Here is a 15,966-nt window from a genome sequence, read left to right on the forward strand (position 1 = left end):
TTACGTACCTTACCTCAAGTTCCAGGCAACCAAAACGCGGCGTCATCAGATATGATCTCATCCGGCACACAGGAATTGACGGCAGATCCCGGCGGCATCGCGCAGGCTGCCGATTTATTGCGCCAGGGTCTTCTGGTCGCTTTTCCGACCGAAACGGTCTATGGCCTTGGCGGCGATGCCCGCAACGGACAGGCCGTCGCATCGATTTACGAGGCCAAGGGACGGCCCAGCTTCAACCCGCTGATCGCCCATGTCGCCTCGGTCGAAGCGGCCCAGCGCTTTGTGCAATGGTCGGATCTGGCCGAGCAGCTAGCGCAGGCCTTCTGGCCCGGTCCTCTGACCCTGGTTCTGCCGTTGCGCGAAGGGCACGGGGTTTCCTCGCTGGTGACCGCCGGGCTGGACACTCTGGCCGTGCGGGTGCCTGCGCATCCGACGGCGCGTGCGCTGCTGGCCGACTTTGACGGACCGGTCGCGGCCCCTTCGGCTAATCCCTCGGGTCAGATCAGCCCCACGACGGCGGCTCATGTGTGGTCCGGTCTTGGCGGAAGGATCGCGGCAGTTCTGGACGACGGCCCCTGTGCGGTGGGGCTGGAATCCACCATTGTCGGTCTGGCCGGAGAGCTCACATTGCTGCGTCCGGGCGGCGTTGCGTTGGACCGGATCGAAAGCGTGCTGAACATGCACCTGCACCTGCATCAATCCAGCGATCTGCTGACCGCTCCGGGGCAATTGCAGTCGCATTATGCGCCCGACGCCCCGGTCCGCCTGAACGCCACTGCGCGTCACGGGGATGAGGTTCTGCTGGGCTTTGGAGCGGTGGATTGCGACCTGAACCTGTCTGTTGAAGGACGTCTGACCGAGGCGGCCGCGAACCTCTTTGCAGCCCTTCACAGATTGAACGAGACCGGCCGACCAATTGCCGTATCTCCGATCCCGAACACCGGATTGGGGGCTGCAATAAACGACCGGCTGCGCCGCGCCGCTGCGCCACGCGACAGCTGATCAGGCCCGGCCTGCGCTGGCGGACAACGTCAGAGGGTCCACCCCTAGCGTCGCCAAGGCAGCTTCCCATTTTTCGTCATCAGGCACGTCGAAGACAAGTTTCGTCGTCGCTTCGGTGGTCAGCCAGCCGTTCATCGCGATTTCGTCCTCAAGCTGACCCGGGCCCCAGCCGGAATAGCCCAGCGTCAGCATCGAATTCAGTGGTCCGCTGCCAGAGGCCAGATCTTCAAGCACATCCAGCGTCGCCGTCATGCTGAAATCCGCGGAAATATGCATCGAATGCAGATTGGCCTCATAATCGGCGCTGTGCAGGACAAATCCGCGCGACATCTCGACCGGGCCACCGAAATGCACAAGGCGCTCTCCGATCACCGGGATACTGCAGGCGATGTTCAGTTGCCCCAGCAACGTCTTGATTCGCAGATCCGAAGGCTTGTTCACGATCAATCCCATGGCGCCATCGTCGCCATGGCTGCACATATACACCACCGAATGGTCGAATCGCGGATCGCCCATTCCGGGCATCGCAATCAACAGTTTTCCGGTCAGGTCCATGGGCCTTCATCTCTTTGTCCGTTCACGTCAACAATGGCCCTGCCGCACCCCAGTTTGCAAGAGACCAACCCGTATTTCGACAGATTTCAGCGCGGTGACCGGATCGTGACTTGGAATCCGCGCCATCGACGCGCATTTATGGGGTATGAAGATGCCGATCAAACCCACCGCCGTCGCCGCGCTCGCGTGTCTGAGCCTGTCCGTTCCAGTTGCCGCGCAAGATTTGGACAACGTGGTTCGGCTGGATGTTCTGGATGGTGGTCGGACGGCCAACGGCACCTATATGTCCGCGTTGAAACTAACGCTCAAGGATGGCTGGAAAACCTACTGGCGCGCGCCAGGAGATTCCGGCATCCCGCCCGAGTTCGACTGGAAGCGATCCAGAAATGTCGGCCAGGTGGAAATCATCTGGCCCTCGCCCGAAATCTTTGATCAGAATGGCCTGCAATCGATTGGCTATGAAAATCAGCTGGTCTTGCCCATCAAGGTCACTCCGCGCAACCCGGCAAAACCGGTCCGTCTGAAAGGCAAGATGGATCTGGGGGTCTGCAAAGACGTTTGCATACCGGAACGCCTGGATTTCGACCACACGCTGGACGCCGAAGCTGATCGCAACCCGGCGATTGCCGCAGCGATGGCGCAAAGGCCCTATTCCGCGCGCGAAGCCCGTGTCACCAAGACCACCTGCAACCTGACGCCCACGAAAGATGGGATGCGGATCGAGGCGCGGATGACGATGCCGTCCGCGGGCGGTCGAGAAGTCGCCGTGATCGAACCCGGCAATCCTTCGCTTTGGGCCTCGCAACCCGTATCTCTAAGGCAGGGGGATACATTGGTGGCCGAAGCGGAAATCATTCACGCATCGGGTGCACCTTTTGCGCTGGACCGGTCCGAGATCCGGATCACTGTTCTGGGGTCTGACCACGCGGTGGATATTCTGGGCTGTAGCGCGGGCTGAATGCATGAGCCAATCCCCCAAGATCGGTGCATTGGCGGTTGTTCTGCATCAGGACAAGGTTCTTCTGGTTCAGCGCAGCAAACAGCCGGACAAAGGGCTGTGGGGGTTCCCCGGCGGCCACGTAGAGTGGGGTGAAACCGTTCTGCAGGCGGCGCAGCGTGAGTTGCTGGAAGAAACCTCGGTGATTGCGGAACCGTCTCATTACCTGAGAAATCTGGATCTGCTGCGTCACGACAAGGCGGGGCAGGTTTTGTCCCATTACCTGTTGGTCGGCGTTGCCTGCCGCTATCAGTCCGGCACACCACAGGCTGGTGATGACGCGCTGGATGCCCACTGGTTTGCCATCGAGCAGATACGCCGGGGCGACCTGCCGATGAGCGCGCGGGTCATCGACCTTTTGGAACACGCGATCCGCGCGGATCAGGCATCGGCCGATCTTGTCAGCCGCCCATAAAGCAAACCTGACAGGACCACGCTCAAGACCACGATCAGAATCGCCCCGGCCAGGAATGCACCCAACCCCATTCGCAGCACCGAAATGCCATCTCCACCCGCGTAGAGGCCTTGCAGCACACCAAGCGGCGCGCCGGAAACCGCGGGCCAAATCATCGTCAGGCCGAACCAAACAGCCAATGCGGCCCCGGTTGCCGCCAGCGCCCCGCGAACCACCCGGTCGGGTGCCCGCGCGGCACGGCGCATGGCTGTCATCGGACGCGCCACGTCATTGAGGATCGCCAGCAGGGCAGGCACCAGAATCAGAACCAGCAACATCCCGAACCCAAGCCCGTAAACCAGCGTGATCACGGTCGGCTTGAGGAATTGCGCTTGTTGCGAACCTTCATAAAGCAACGGTGCAAGTCCAAGAACCGTGGTCAAAGTGGTCAGCATCACGGGACGCAACCTGTCTGCGGTACCTTCGACAATGGACGGAACCAGACCACGGTCTTTTTGATACGCATCTATCGTCGTCACCAGAACGATCGAGTCGTTGATGATAATCCCCGTCATGCCCAGCAACCCGACCACCGTGAACATGCTGAGCGGCACATCCCAGATGTAGTGGCCCCAGATCGCACCAACGAGGCCAAAGGGTATGATTGCCATGACAACCACTGGCCGTGTCCAGCTGGCGAACACCCAGGCCAGAACAAGGTAGATACCTGTCAGGCACAGGATCAAACCGGTGCGGGCTTCGGCAAGGAATTCATTTTCCTGTTCACTCAGGCCCGACATGCGCCACTCGACTTGCCGTTCGGCAGCGATATTCGGCAGGATTTCTTCCTGCATCGCCCGTTCGATTTCAGCCGCGCGGGCCGGATCATCCTCGGAGATGTCGCCATAGACCGAAACAACCCTGAGGCCGTTTTCGCGCCGAACCGTCGAGAAACCGGATTCACGCTCGACCGAAACGATGTCGGCCAGCGGTACGTAAACCCCGTCAGGAGACCGCATGAGTGTACGCTCGAGGAAATCTGCCGTCAGTTCGCCTTCAGGCAGTTCCACACGGATCTCGGCACTGCGCGGCCCGTCCGGGAAAGTTGCCGCTTCGATACCGTTCAGGCGATTGCGCAGGGCGCGACCAAGCGTTTCAATCCGGAATCCCAGCGCCTCTCCCTGTGCAGTCAGGTCCAGGATGAACTCTTCCTTGTCATAAGCCAGGTTGTCTTCCAGCGCCGAGACTTCGGGAAATTTCGACAGCTCGGCCTGCAAGTCTTCGGACGCCGCCTTGAGAACGCTCACGTCCGAGCCAAAAAACTGCACGTCGATGGCGTCGCCACCCGGTCCAGAGCGCCACCCCCGGAAGCTGATCACTTCGAGCTTGGGATGGCGCGGCGCGAATTCCTGCAACTCTCCGACGAATTCGAAACTCGAATAAGGGCGCAGATCGGCATCGATGAGTTCGATCGAGATACCACCCAACAAACTGCCATCCTTGCCATCCGCAGCAGCCAGCTGTCGGCCTGCATTGCCGCCAACCTCGGCCAGGACATAGTCGATCGGATTGCGCCCATGACGCTCTTCATAGATCTGGCCCAGGTCATTGACCGCCTTTTGCAGAAGGCGCATCATTTCCAGCGTATCCGATCGCGCCGAACCTTCGCGCATGATAAAGCCGCCGGTCACGGAACTTCGCTCTGGTGCATTGAAGAAACGCCAGTTCACGTCGCCGCGAATGAACAGTGCAACCTGGCTGGCCAGTACCGCGATCATCAGCGCCACGACGACGTAGCGTGCCCATATCACCCAGGCGATCAAGGGGCGGAACAGGTGATCCCGAACCCAACGGAAACCACGGTTGACGACCCGGTTGGGCAGATCATACCAGTGTTCCTTGGCCGAATGCGCGATGGCGTGCGCCATGTGATTGGGAAGGATCAGAAAGCATTCGACCAGCGAAGCGATCAAAACGGCGATCACCGTAAAGGGAATGTCGCGGATCAATTCTCCGAATCGTCCGCCCACCAGGGTCAGACCGAAAAACGCGATTACCGTCGTGACAGTCGCAGCCAGCACCGGCATGGCCATCCGCCGCGCCGCACGTTCCGCAGCCACAACAGGCGGCTCACCCAAACGCCGGGCGCGGAAATCCGCGTGTTCCCCCACCACGATGGCGTCATCAACCACGATGCCCAGCGTGATGATCAGGCCGAACAGCGAGACCATGTTCAGCGACAAGCCCCCCAGATACATCAATGCGATTGCGGCCGACATCGCCACGGGGATACCCGCCGCAACCCAGAAGGCGATGCGCGCGTTGAGGAACAAGAACAGCAGGCAGACGACAAGGCCAAGACCCATCAACCCGTTGTTGACCAGGATGTTCAATCGGTCGGTTATGGCCTGGGCGCGGGTGCGGATCAGCTCAATCTTCACACCTTCGGGCAAGCTGGCCTGCATTTCACGGGCAACATCTTCGACCGTGTGCTGGATGTCTATCGCATCGCCCAGATTTGACCGATCAACCCGGATGGACATGGCCGGATCGTCGCCGACGAAATAACTGCGATACCGTGTGACACCTTCGACCCGAATCCTGGCAATATCACCGACCTTCAGCTTCGACCCGTTGGCAAAGGTCCGCAGCGCGATGTCTTCGATCTGCTCCGGGGTCCTCTTTTCGGTTCCGGCCCGGATACGCGCACCTGCGCCCTCAACCTCACCAGCGGGATCGGTGCTGACCTCGGCCGCAATCGCGGACGCGATCTCTTCCATGGTGATGTCATTGGCGATCAATTGCGCCGTTGTGATCTCGACAATGATCTGAGGCGCGGCAATGCCCCTGATTTCGGTTCGCGTAACCCCTGCCGAAAACAAACGGTTGATGAACTCATCCGTCAGCTTCGCCAGTTGATTGGTGTCGGTGGGACCACTGATAACGACATCCGTTACCCGATCCCGCCAAGCGCCGCGTCGAATTTCAGGTTCTTCCGAGCCTTCGGGCAGATCCGTCACACCGTCTATCGCGGTCCGGACGTCTTCGACCGCGCGGGACATGTCCCAGTTCGGTTCAAACTCCAGTCTGACGCGGGTCCAACCTGGGTGGGAACTGGCCTCGGTACTGGTTACCCCTTCAACGGCCAGCAGCGCAGGTTCCAACAACTGCACGATACCGGCATCCATGTCCTCGGGGCCTGCACCTTCCCACGAGACGGTCACATCAACGCGTTCCAGAATGACATCCGGAAAGAACTGCGCCCGCATGTTCGGGATAGCTGCCGCACCCAGAACCAGCATCACCAGCAACAGCAAATTGGCCACCGTCCGGTGCCGTGTGAAATAGCTGAGAAGGCCACCCGCTGCGCCAGGTATCTCGCGCATCATGACGCTCAGCCCCCGGCCTTGGTTTCAATGCGCCGCACCAGAGATGAAGGGACGCGCGCTTCGCGCAACTGACCGAGAACCTGAGTTTTCTCATCCTGAGGCATGAATTCGCTGGCCTCGACCCGGGCCACGAGTTCAGCGCGTTTCGCATCTGACAGTTCGACCATGCCCGGGTCTGCCCCGGCCTCAAGCCGCAAGGGGCGCACCCGCACGCCAGATCCAAGCAACGGCGTGCGTCCGATCACAACCTCGCGCCCTTCCAACCCTTCGCCCCGCAGCAAAACCTCGTCACCCTGTCTGCGGACAAGCTGCACCGGCAAACTTTCCAGGCGGTCATCCGCACCCAGCACCAGAACCGTTCCCGATGCATCCAATGCCGAAGACGGCAAGCGGAACACATTGGCAAGCGGTTGTTCCTGAACCGAGACGGTGACGAAATCTTCGGGCTTGAAACCGGACGCCTCTTGCAGACGCGCATAGATCAAACGTCCGGTCTGACCCTCGCCCGCAGAACCGCTGTCGCGGCTGATATGACCAGTCGCGGTCAGATCGGTGCCCGTCACCTCAAGCGAAACCGTGACCGGTGCGTTGATCAGCCTGTCATTCTCGTCCAACAGACGTACATATTGTGCCGTCGACACCCGGAACGCCACTTCAAGAGCGTTTGGATCAACCAGTTCAGCCAGTTTTTCATTCGCCGACACCAACCGCCCTTCCACAAGCGTCACATCGGTCAGCGTACCGCTGAATCCGGCCCGAATGGTCATATCGTCAAGATCGCGTTCCGCTGCCTCCAAGGCAATCACCGCGCGCGCCAACAACGTCGTTGCCTGATCGACGCGAGATTCAGCCTGTGCAAGCGCGATACGACGCGCCAGCACGGCCTGTTGTGCCGAAGCAGCCGCCAGTTCCGCCTCTTCCACGCTGGCAGCCGCGCCTACCCCTCGGGACTCCAGATCGCGTTGCCGTTGCAGCGCCCGTTCCCGCAGTTCGGCTTGCGCCTCGGCCGATTTCAATTCGTCCTGCGCCAGCAGCAAAGACCGTTCGGCATCACGTTCTTCAAATTGTGCGTCCAAAAGATCGGACTTGGCCCGATCCAGCGCGGATTGGGCATCCGCCGGATCCAGTTCAACCAGAACTTCCCCGGCAGTTACCGTTCCGCCATCCACGAAATCCTCTGCCAGGGCGACAACGCGGCCACCCAGTGCCGCGCGCAATTCCAGCCTGCGCCGGCTCTGGACCTCTCCGAATGCTTCGAGATATGGGATTACGGTTTCCGCCTCGGCCTGACGTACGGCAACCGCGAAGACCCGTTCGCGGGCCGCGGGCGCCTGGTCCTCACGCGTCAGGACGTCCTGAACGGCACCCATGATGATCTGCGCGGCAACAAACAGCAGAGCAAGCGTCAGGAACGCCAGAAAGATACCGACAAGACTCTGCCGTAGAAATCGCATCAAACAGTTACCCCGGTTGCACCAAGCTGCCGTCCACAACATGTAGCCGGATCACGAATTATGCCAAGCCACAAAGCGGTTATACGGAATTGAACGTACGACCAGTCTACTTCCGTCGCAGATGTTCGTCCAATCTGGGCATTATTTCCACAAAATTGCAGGGGCGATGCCGGTAATCGAACTGTTTTTCCAAAATCCCATCCCACGCATCCTTGCAGGCCCCCGGGCTGCCGGGCAATGCAAAAAGGTATGTTCCCCCCGCAACCCCCCCGGTTGCGCGGGACTGCACCGCCGAAGTGCCGATTTTCTCCATCGAAATGACGGTAAAGACAGTACCGAATGCGTCGATCTCTTTTTCGTACACGTCCCGATGCGCTTCGACCGTCACGTCCCGCCCGGTCAGACCCGTTCCACCGGTCGAGATCACGACATCGATCTGCTCATCAGCCACCCATGCCCGCAACTGATCGGCGATCTGGTCGCGCTCATCCCGGATGATCTGGCGGTCCGCAACCACATGGCCCGCTTTTTCGATCCGGTCCACCAATGTCTGCCCCGAGCGATCTTCGTCCATCGATCGGGTGTCCGAAACGGTCAGAACGGCAATTCTGACGGGGATGAACTCCTTGGTTTCGTCAATGCGCGACATCTTGCGTCAGGCCCTTTCCATCATGACAAGCCGGATCGCAAGGGCGGAAAAAATACCCCCCGTGATCCAACCAATAATACGCGCGGCGCGCGGGTTGCCGATTAGCACCTTGCCTGCCCCGCCGGCAAAAACCCCGACCAGCCCGTTCACCAAGAACCCGCCAAACGCGATGATCAGCCCGAAGATCAGGAACTGCACCAGAACCGATCCCGCCGTCGGGTCGACGAATTGCGGTATGAACGCCAGCACGAACAGAATGACCTTGGGATTGGTCAGGTTGACCAACATCCCATCCCGAAAGGCCATGCGCGTCGACCGCACAGGCGTATCCCCCGTCGAAGCGCCATGCCGGACCGCACCCCAAGCCAGATACATCAGGTAAGCGGCACCCATCCAGCGGATCACTTCAAAAAGCCAGGGCAGCGCCGACACCGCAGCGCCCAGTCCAAGCCCTGCCAGCAGCACGTGAATCATCGAACCCACGGACACGCCGGCGCTTGCCGATACCGAAGGCCACGCCCCGGATCGCAGCCCTTGGCCAAAGCAGAACATCATATCAGCACCGGGCGTCAGGTTCAGTGCCAGTGCCGCTGGAACAAAGACCAGCAAGGTCTGGAATTCGATCACGCATCCACCTCGAACCAACTTGGCATCGGGCCCAGATTGGCCAAATGCGTTCGCCCCAGGGAACCGCGATAGCCCCAGCTTTCATGCACATGACCGAAGAACGCAAATCCCGGCTGAAGGCGTTCCACCGCATCCCGTATGGCAGTCGATCCGACCGAAAGGCCTTGCGATGTCTGATCCCCATACCCTTTGGGCGGAGAATGAACGATCAGGACATCCGCCGTTTCACACCGGTCGAGCATCTCGGTCGCCTCACCTTCTGTCAGGTCACAGGACCAGTCTCCGAACGGGGTCGGTGGTACGCCATAGCCAAGACCAAACAAGCGCAAGCCGTCTATGGTCATGCCAGACCCATGCAGGACATGGACACCGTTCGGGGCCGCATTGCCCAGCTCTTCTGCACTTTCCGCGTTCCCAGGGATCAGGACCAGCGGCGTCGAAATGCCGGACAGCATCTGCATCGCCTCGTCCAGCCCCTGACGCGAATTGCAATAATCACCGGCACCGATGACAAGATCAGCCTCGGCGCTGGCGGAAACAAGATCGGCTGCCCGGTTGCGCGCCATGTGCAGATCAGAGAATGCCAGAACCTTCATGTTGCACCTCGCAGCCGCGCTTTCAGTTCCAGCAGATCCGCCCAGGCCTGCCGTTTCATCTGCGGTTGTCGTAGCAGATAAGCCGGGTGGAACATCGGAATCACCGGCAGATCCATTGCCTGATCCCATTTGCCGCGCAGGCGGGTGATGCCGCGTTTGCCCAGCACCGCCTGACAGCTGATATTCCCCATCACAACCAGAACCTCGGGTCTGGCCAGGGCCACGTGGCGTTCCAGAAACGGCTTCATCATCCCGATCTCTTCGGGTTTGGGGTCGCGGTTCTGCGGGGGCCGCCATGGCAGCACATTGGTGATATAGACGTTTTCGCGACGATCCAGATCAATTGCCGCCAGCATCCGGTCCAGCAACTGACCCGCACGGCCGACAAAGGGTTTGCCCTCGCGGTCCTCATCGCGACCCGGCGCCTCGCCGATGATCATCACGCGCGCGCCGGGGGTCCCGTCGGCAAAGACCAATTGCCGCGCACCGCGCTTGAGCTCGCAATGTTCGAACGCGTCCATCGCTGCGCGCAGCTGATCCAGCGATCCCGCGCCCCGTGCTGCGGATCCAGCGATTTCTACCGGGTCCACATCCCTTGGCTTTGCCGGGGCGGCGGGGGGCGTTTCCGGTTTCCTGGGTTTGGCTGAGGTGTCGGGCAACGCGTACCGGTCAACCGGCGCATCACCGATTGCCTCGGACACACCCAGTTCTATCTGCCATTCCAGCAGCGCCCGCGCAGAATAATAGTCCAAGCCCGATTCCATAGGGATAACTTACCCGCCTGAGGGCTGAGGGAAAGCGAATAGGGCTTGATCGGTCGCTCTGTCGCGCCGACCATCGGCATGCGATGCTCAGATTTCTGCGATTCCTCATCATTGGATTAGTGCTGGTTGTCACCGATGATCCGGCATTGGCCACGTTTCATGACAAACACGGGCAGTGCCGTGCGGGTCAGTTCAAATGTGGCAGCACATGTTGTTCGGGCGGGCAAAGATGCAGTTTTGATGGCCATTGCATTCCACTGGGCGGCACCTATTGCGGCGGCGGGCGCAGTTGCGGTCCGTTCGAACGCTGCGTTGCCGGTGGACTCAGATGTGCGCCCGCTGGCCTGAACAAATGCGCATCACGGCTGGATTGTCCCGGCGACAGTTTCTGCAATGGCCGTGGCGAGTGTGAACGAAGCGCACCCGAACTGGATACGACGCCACCGACCACATGCGCTGATGGCAGAACCTGCACACGCGGTTCGGCCTGCCTGCCCGGCGGGGGTTGCTCTCGTCCGGGGTGGTTCCTGTGCGAGGAAACCGGATCACAATGCCGCCCCGGTTTCAAATGCTCGGCGCATCAAGGCTGCGTACCGATCAAGGCCATCGACTGTGGTTATGGCAAGTGGTGCAAGCCGGGCGAGCAATGCCTGCCCGACGGCGGCTGCGAAAAACTGCCTGAGGGTACGGAACCTTAGGTTGCCTTGCGCCGCCCGGCTTCCTATAAGCGGCGCGATTGTCAGACAGGAGCCCGCCCATGCGTTTCGCCCATCGTCACCTTCTTGGCATCGAGCATCTGTCGCAATCCGATATCACCGACATTCTGAATCTGGCCGAGACCTATGTCGACATGAACCGCCAGTCGACCAAGCATTCCGACGTTCTGTCGGGGCTGACCCAGATCAACATGTTCTTTGAAAACTCGACCCGCACACAGGCCAGTTTCGAACTGGCGGGCAAGCGTCTGGGTGCGGATGTGATGAACATGGCGATGCAGGCCAGCTCGATCAAAAAGGGCGAAACCCTGATCGACACCGCGATGACGCTGAACGCGATGCACCCGGATCTTCTGGTGGTGCGGCACCCGCATTCCGGCGCGGTCGATCTGCTGGCGCAGAAGGTCAATTGCGCCGTTCTGAACGCCGGTGACGGCAAACATGAACACCCCACGCAAGCCCTGCTGGACGCCCTGACCATCCGTCGCGCCAAGGGTCGCCTGCACCGGCTGAACATCGCGATCTGCGGGGACGTGGCCCATTCCCGCGTGGCCCGCTCGAACCTGATCCTGCTGGGCAAGATGGAAAACCGCATCCGCTTGATTGGCCCGCCGACGCTGGTGCCCAGCCAGTTCGCCGAGTTCGGGGCCGAGATCTATGACGACATGAACGAGGGCCTGAAGGATGTTGACGTCGTCATGATGCTGCGCCTTCAGAAAGAACGGATGGATGGCGGGTTCATCCCTTCGGAACGCGAATACTACCACCGCTACGGCCTGGACGCCGCGAAGCTGGCGCAGGCCAAGCCAGACGCGATCGTGATGCATCCCGGCCCGATGAACCGCGGGGTCGAGATCGACGGTACGCTGGCCGATGATATCAACCGATCCGTCATTCAGGAACAGGTGGAAATGGGTGTCGCCGTCCGCATGGCGGCGATGGATCTGTTGGCCCGCAACCTGCGCGAGGCCGCATGAGCGATCTGATCGTCGCCCCCCACGAACGCGGCGTCTTGCGCCTGTTCACGCTGGACATGCGCCCGGAAGAGGCGAAGTTCCTGCGCGAACCGGGTGCCGCCGATCAGGTGCTTGGGGTCGACGGGCTGGATTCCAGCCATATCGATATTTTCCCGGTCTCCGACCTCGAAGATCTCGGGCTATACGGCTATCTGACCGAGGGCTGCGGCGTGTCTGCGGATCAGTTGGACCGGAACGCTCTGGCCTCTGTCGACGGTTGGGTCATGGTCCTTCGCAGCGCGGCTTTCAACGGACACCCGGCGACGCTGAACCCCGATCCGCGCCTGCGCCTGATCGGCCTGTTCACGGAAGAAGCCACGAACTGGACCGGGGGGATCATCGAAACCGAAAGCGCCAAACCCTTTTCCGCCCCGCAAACCGTCACAGCGGGTGACACCCCCCGCCGCGTAGGATCGGCCATTCTGGCACTGGTCGCGCTTTTGGTCATCGGAGGCATCTTATGGCTGATCCTGTGATCTTCACCCCGGACAAAGGGGCCTATATCCGCACAAATGCATGGCTGGCTGCTGTTGCTATGGCCGGTGCGATGATCGTTTTGTGGCTGATCGGCAATCCTTACGTCTGGACCGGAGCGCCTGCTGGCCTTGCCGCCATTGGCATACGCGCTTGGTATCTGGCCTCGGAAGAGATGGTCGCCAATTGGCAATTGTCAGACACCGCACTGACCGGTCCCGGCGGACGCAGCATGCCGCTGAACCAGATCACCGCCGTGAATATCATGGGCAGCTTCGTCCAGGTTGTCACCAAAACCGGCGACAAGCATCTGATCAAGTACCAGTCAGACCCGGCCGCCACCAAAGCCGCGATTGAAAGGGCCATTCCATGACCACCTTGATCTTCACCAATGCCCGCCTGATCGACCCTGATAGCGGCACGGACAGTCCCGGCTGGCTGCACATTGCCGACGGCCTCATTCAGGGCAAGGGCAACGGGGACGTGCCCGTCGCTGACGCCCAGGTCATCGACTGCGGCGGCAAGTGCCTCGCCCCCGGCATCGTCGATATCGGCGTCAAGGTGTGTGAGCCGGGCGAACGGCACAAGGAAAGCTACAAATCCGCAGGCCTCGCTGCCGCAGCCGGTGGTGTCACCACCATTGTCACCCGCCCGGATACACTGCCCGCGGTCGATACGCCGGAAACGCTGGAATTCGCGACCCGGCGTGCTCAGGCGGATGCGCCGGTCAATGTTCTGCCGATGGCCGCGCTGACCAAAGGGCGCGACGGGCGAGAGATGACGGAAATCGGGTTTTTGCAGGACGCAGGCGCCGTGGCCTTTACCGATTGCGATCACGTCATCACCAATACCAAGGTGTTTTCCCGCGCCCTGACCTATGCAAAATCCTGCGGAGCGCTGGTGATTGCCCACCCACAGGATCCGGGCCTGAGCCATGGCGCCGCGGCCACCAGCGGCAAATTCGCCGCCCTGCGCGGGTTGCCTGCGGTCTCGCCCATGGCCGAGCGCATGGGACTGGACCGTGACATCGCGCTGTTGGAAATGACGGGCGCGGCCTATCACGCCGACCAGATCACCACCGCCCGCGCCCTGCCCGCGCTGGAACGGGCCAAGCGTAACGGGCTGGATATAACCGCCGGCACCTCGATCCATCACCTGACGCTGAACGAGCTGGACGTGGCCGACTATCGCACCTTCTTCAAGGTCAAGCCTCCGCTGCGGTCCGAGGATGACCGGCAGGCGGTGATCGAGGCGGTGCGCACCGGCCTGATCGACACGATCAGTTCGATGCACACGCCGCAGGACGAAGAAAGCAAACGCCTGCCGTTCGAAGAGGCCGCCTCGGGCGCGGTGGCGCTGGAAACGCTCTTGCCGGCGGCATTGCGCCTGTATCATGCCGACCAGTTGGACCTGCCGACCCTGTTCCGGGCGATGGCATTGAACCCGGCCAAACGGCTTGGTCTGGAAAGCGGCCGATTGTCGGAAGGCGCCCCGGCGGATCTGGTTCTGTTCGACCCGGATGTGCCTTTTGTGCTTGATCGCTTTGCCTTAAAATCCAAATCTCAGAACACGCCATTTGACGGCCAGCGGATGCAAGGTAAGGTCATTTCGACCTATGTTGCAGGTAAAGAAGTGTTCCGGAGTTCCTGATGCCCCCGATCGACAACTCGACTAGCGAACTGCTCCAGTGGGCGGTGGTTGGATATCTCTTGGGCTCCATTCCCTTCGGCCTGCTGCTTGCAAAGGTCATGGGGCTGGGAAATCTGCGCGAAATCGGATCCGGAAATATCGGCGCGACCAACGTCCTGCGCACCGGCAACAAAGCCGCCGCGGCGCTGACCTTGCTGTTCGACGCGGCCAAGGGCGCGGTCGCGGTTCTGATTGCCCGTGCTTATGCCGGAGAAGACGCCGCGCAGATCGCAGCCCTTTTTGCCTTTCTGGGTCATTGCTTTCCCATCTGGCTGGGTTTCAAGGGCGGAAAAGGCGTGGCCACCTTTCTGGGCCTCTGGCTGGCGCTGGACTGGCGCGTCGGAGTTGCGTGCTGTCTCAGCTGGCTGGTGGCGGCGGCGATCTGGCGGATATCTTCGGTCGGCGCGCTGGCTGCGGCCGCGCTTTCAACGACCTGGGTACTGGTTCTGACAAACGGACACTCCTTTATCCTTGGGATTATCCTGACCCTTATGATCTACTGGCGTCACAGCACCAATGTCGCACGGATCAAGGCAGGAACTGAACCGAAAATCGGAAAGTCGTGACACCGCCGGACGCTTTCGTTTCCGCGTTTTTCGCACTGCCCGAAGGCAGTTTTACCGGTACATCGGGGGATCGGCGCTATGTCGTCGTGCGCCAACATTTGGCAAAGGGGAAATCCCACAAGCTGGTTGCGCACGAACTGGGCGGCACCGACTATATCAGCATGAACCTGTATCAGACACGCATCAGCGGCACGCTGCTGAGGCCTTGTGAAATGGCGGCGTGCAAAGTCATCGCGTTTGTTCTGGATTTTGAACCGGACGCGTAATGTCAGGCCTGCATTTTTGAACAGACGTTCCTCTCTGACGCACAATCACGATTCATTGTTTTGAACGTGATCCGTCTGCTTCCCAGATCGCTGTCGTGACGGTCAATTACGGGCCACACAGGACAACAATCCGGAGCCTTCGATCGGCACACAGACGAGGCTCCTTTCACGAAAGGTGGAACAATGAACAAGGTTAAATCTCTGATCGGTGGCGTCGCTCTGTCCGTTGCACTGGCAACATCCGCTCTGGCCGCTGGAGTGGACATCAACGCAAGCTCGACCGGTCTGGCCATGCAGGGTTATGACCCGGTTGCCTATTTCACCGTCGGTGAAGCGACCAAGGGTGACTACCGCATCACCACGCTGCACGACGATGCGCTGTACCGTTTCTCGTCCGAGGAGAACAAAGCCGCCTTCGAAGCCAACCCGGAAGCTTACCTGCCTGCCTATGGCGGCTATTGTGCTTTTGGTACAGCCATGGGCTTCAAATTCGACGGTGACCCGAACCACTGGAAAATCGTCGACAACAAACTGTACCTGAACTTGTCGGAAGACATCCAGGAACGCTGGGAAGGCGACATCCCGGGCTTTATCGAAAGCGCAAGCGCAAACTGGGAAAACATCGCGGACAAGACCCCTGCTGAATTGCAAAAGCAATAATCCGCCTAAATCTTCAGATGTGTCGGCGGCGGAATGTTCCGCCGCCGTATATCGTTTGAAGACCTCTCATCTCTACCTATCTCATCAGTATCAGAAGTGCCCGACTTCAAAGGTCCCCGGCGTGTCTTTTCACGTTTCAGAGGCAGAATTCG

18 protein-coding genes are annotated in these 15,966 nt (G+C 60.4%); 11 read left to right on the plus strand and 7 right to left on the minus strand.

Annotated features, from left to right (window positions below; genetic code table 11):
• Positions 1-51: 51 nt before the first annotated feature.
• Positions 52-1,002, plus strand: coding sequence for an L-threonylcarbamoyladenylate synthase (locus GS605_RS13435; protein WP_171724291.1), 951 nt, complete (start codon positions 52-54; stop codon positions 1,000-1,002).
• Here GS605_RS13435 and GS605_RS13440 read toward each other — a convergent pair whose 3' ends face one another.
• Positions 1,003-1,557: a YqgE/AlgH family protein gene (locus GS605_RS13440; RefSeq protein WP_171724292.1), complete on the minus strand. Its 555-nt coding sequence runs from the start codon at positions 1,555-1,557 to the stop codon at positions 1,003-1,005.
• Between the two features lie 145 nt (positions 1,558-1,702).
• On the opposite strand from GS605_RS13440, the gene GS605_RS13445 reads away from it, so the two are divergent.
• Positions 1,703-2,515, plus strand: coding sequence for a protein-disulfide reductase DsbD domain-containing protein (locus tag GS605_RS13445; protein ID WP_371732240.1), 813 nt, complete (start codon positions 1,703-1,705; stop codon positions 2,513-2,515).
• Between the two features lie 4 nt (positions 2,516-2,519).
• The gene (locus GS605_RS13450; protein WP_171724293.1) at positions 2,520-2,969 is read left to right on the plus strand and encodes an NUDIX hydrolase; all 450 of its coding nucleotides are present in this window, start codon (positions 2,520-2,522) and stop codon (positions 2,967-2,969) included.
• On the opposite strand, the gene GS605_RS13455 is transcribed toward GS605_RS13450, so the two are convergent.
• The 6 genes from GS605_RS13455 to GS605_RS13480 all read right to left on the minus strand — a co-directional run bounded on the left by GS605_RS13455 (position 2,936) and on the right by GS605_RS13480 (position 10,427).
• Positions 2,936-6,337, minus strand: coding sequence for an efflux RND transporter permease subunit (locus tag GS605_RS13455; protein ID WP_171724294.1), 3,402 nt, complete (start codon positions 6,335-6,337; stop codon positions 2,936-2,938). The genes GS605_RS13450 and GS605_RS13455 overlap by 34 nt on opposite strands.
• A gap of 5 nt (positions 6,338-6,342) precedes the next feature.
• Positions 6,343-7,791, minus strand: coding sequence for an efflux RND transporter periplasmic adaptor subunit (locus GS605_RS13460; protein WP_171724295.1), 1,449 nt, complete (start codon positions 7,789-7,791; stop codon positions 6,343-6,345).
• A gap of 106 nt (positions 7,792-7,897) precedes the next feature.
• Positions 7,898-8,440 carry a molybdenum cofactor biosynthesis protein B gene (gene moaB, locus GS605_RS13465; RefSeq protein WP_171724296.1) on the minus strand — a complete coding sequence of 181 codons (543 nt, stop codon included), beginning with the start codon at positions 8,438-8,440 and terminating at the stop codon, positions 7,898-7,900.
• Between the two features lie 6 nt (positions 8,441-8,446).
• Complete coding sequence (locus tag GS605_RS13470; RefSeq protein WP_171724297.1) at positions 8,447-9,067, minus strand: LysE family translocator; 621 nt, start codon at positions 9,065-9,067, stop codon at positions 8,447-8,449.
• A complete protein-coding gene (locus GS605_RS13475) occupies positions 9,064-9,663 on the minus strand; it encodes a metallophosphoesterase (protein WP_171635026.1) in 600 nt (199 codons plus the stop codon). Before GS605_RS13475 ends, GS605_RS13470 begins: the two co-directional genes overlap by 4 nt.
• Entirely contained in the window at positions 9,660-10,427 is a 768-nt protein-coding gene (locus GS605_RS13480) for a uracil-DNA glycosylase family protein (protein WP_171724298.1), read from the minus strand. Before GS605_RS13480 ends, GS605_RS13475 begins: the two co-directional genes overlap by 4 nt.
• 83 nt (positions 10,428-10,510) lie before the next feature.
• Between GS605_RS13480 and GS605_RS13485 the strand changes: the two genes are divergently transcribed.
• The 8 genes from GS605_RS13485 to GS605_RS13520 all read left to right on the plus strand — a co-directional run bounded on the left by GS605_RS13485 (position 10,511) and on the right by GS605_RS13520 (position 15,814).
• Complete coding sequence (locus tag GS605_RS13485) at positions 10,511-11,125, plus strand: scavenger receptor class F, member 2 (protein ID WP_171724299.1); 615 nt, start codon at positions 10,511-10,513, stop codon at positions 11,123-11,125.
• Between the two features lie 59 nt (positions 11,126-11,184).
• The gene (locus tag GS605_RS13490; protein ID WP_171724300.1) at positions 11,185-12,120 is read left to right on the plus strand and encodes an aspartate carbamoyltransferase catalytic subunit; all 936 of its coding nucleotides are present in this window, start codon (positions 11,185-11,187) and stop codon (positions 12,118-12,120) included.
• Complete coding sequence (locus GS605_RS13495; RefSeq protein WP_171724301.1) at positions 12,117-12,635, plus strand: hypothetical protein; 519 nt, start codon at positions 12,117-12,119, stop codon at positions 12,633-12,635. The genes GS605_RS13490 and GS605_RS13495 overlap by 4 nt, the downstream gene beginning before the upstream one ends.
• The gene (locus GS605_RS13500) at positions 12,620-13,006 is read left to right on the plus strand and encodes a hypothetical protein (RefSeq protein WP_171635036.1); all 387 of its coding nucleotides are present in this window, start codon (positions 12,620-12,622) and stop codon (positions 13,004-13,006) included. The genes GS605_RS13495 and GS605_RS13500 overlap by 16 nt, the downstream gene beginning before the upstream one ends.
• Positions 13,003-14,283, plus strand: coding sequence for a dihydroorotase (pyrC, locus tag GS605_RS13505; protein WP_171724302.1), 1,281 nt, complete (start codon positions 13,003-13,005; stop codon positions 14,281-14,283). Before GS605_RS13500 ends, pyrC begins: the two co-directional genes overlap by 4 nt.
• Positions 14,283-14,888, plus strand: a complete 606-nt coding sequence (gene plsY / locus GS605_RS13510; RefSeq protein WP_171635042.1) for a glycerol-3-phosphate 1-O-acyltransferase PlsY — start codon at positions 14,283-14,285, stop codon at positions 14,886-14,888. The genes pyrC and plsY overlap by 1 nt, the downstream gene beginning before the upstream one ends.
• Positions 14,885-15,154, plus strand: coding sequence for a hypothetical protein (locus tag GS605_RS13515; protein ID WP_171635045.1), 270 nt, complete (start codon positions 14,885-14,887; stop codon positions 15,152-15,154). Before plsY ends, GS605_RS13515 begins: the two co-directional genes overlap by 4 nt.
• Positions 15,155-15,337: 183 nt before the next feature.
• On the plus strand, positions 15,338-15,814 hold the full coding sequence (locus tag GS605_RS13520; protein ID WP_171724303.1) for a YHS domain-containing (seleno)protein: 477 nt from the start codon (positions 15,338-15,340) through the stop codon (positions 15,812-15,814).
• Positions 15,815-15,966: the final 152 nt, after the last annotated feature.

The sequence above is a fragment of the Ruegeria sp. HKCCD7559 genome, assembly GCF_013110575.1.
GTDB lineage: Bacteria > Pseudomonadota > Alphaproteobacteria > Rhodobacterales > Rhodobacteraceae > Ruegeria.

What these genes read in the sequence shown, in the direction of transcription:
- pyrC (WP_171724302.1), top strand. Translation starts at nt 13,003, where the DNA reads ATGACCACCTTGATCTTCACCAATGCCCGCCTGATCGACCCTGATAGC.
- GS605_RS13475 (WP_171635026.1), bottom strand. Translation starts at nt 9,663, where the DNA reads ATGAAGGTTCTGGCATTCTCTGATCTGCACATGGCGCGCAACCGGGCA.
- GS605_RS13460 (WP_171724295.1), bottom strand. Translation starts at nt 7,791, where the DNA reads ATGCGATTTCTACGGCAGAGTCTTGTCGGTATCTTTCTGGCGTTCCTG.
- GS605_RS13520 (WP_171724303.1), top strand. Translation starts at nt 15,338, where the DNA reads ATGAACAAGGTTAAATCTCTGATCGGTGGCGTCGCTCTGTCCGTTGCA.
- GS605_RS13485 (WP_171724299.1), top strand. Translation starts at nt 10,511, where the DNA reads ATGCTCAGATTTCTGCGATTCCTCATCATTGGATTAGTGCTGGTTGTC.
- GS605_RS13455 (WP_171724294.1), bottom strand. Translation starts at nt 6,337, where the DNA reads ATGATGCGCGAGATACCTGGCGCAGCGGGTGGCCTTCTCAGCTATTTC.
- moaB (WP_171724296.1), bottom strand. Translation starts at nt 8,440, where the DNA reads ATGTCGCGCATTGACGAAACCAAGGAGTTCATCCCCGTCAGAATTGCC.
- GS605_RS13445 (WP_371732240.1), top strand. Translation starts at nt 1,703, where the DNA reads ATGAAGATGCCGATCAAACCCACCGCCGTCGCCGCGCTCGCGTGTCTG.
- GS605_RS13500 (WP_171635036.1), top strand. Translation starts at nt 12,620, where the DNA reads ATGGCTGATCCTGTGATCTTCACCCCGGACAAAGGGGCCTATATCCGC.
- GS605_RS13495 (WP_171724301.1), top strand. Translation starts at nt 12,117, where the DNA reads ATGAGCGATCTGATCGTCGCCCCCCACGAACGCGGCGTCTTGCGCCTG.
- plsY (WP_171635042.1), top strand. Translation starts at nt 14,283, where the DNA reads ATGCCCCCGATCGACAACTCGACTAGCGAACTGCTCCAGTGGGCGGTG.
- GS605_RS13440 (WP_171724292.1), bottom strand. Translation starts at nt 1,557, where the DNA reads ATGGACCTGACCGGAAAACTGTTGATTGCGATGCCCGGAATGGGCGAT.
- GS605_RS13450 (WP_171724293.1), top strand. Translation starts at nt 2,520, where the DNA reads ATGAGCCAATCCCCCAAGATCGGTGCATTGGCGGTTGTTCTGCATCAG.
- GS605_RS13490 (WP_171724300.1), top strand. Translation starts at nt 11,185, where the DNA reads ATGCGTTTCGCCCATCGTCACCTTCTTGGCATCGAGCATCTGTCGCAA.
- GS605_RS13480 (WP_171724298.1), bottom strand. Translation starts at nt 10,427, where the DNA reads ATGGAATCGGGCTTGGACTATTATTCTGCGCGGGCGCTGCTGGAATGG.
- GS605_RS13435 (WP_171724291.1), top strand. Translation starts at nt 52, where the DNA reads ATGATCTCATCCGGCACACAGGAATTGACGGCAGATCCCGGCGGCATC.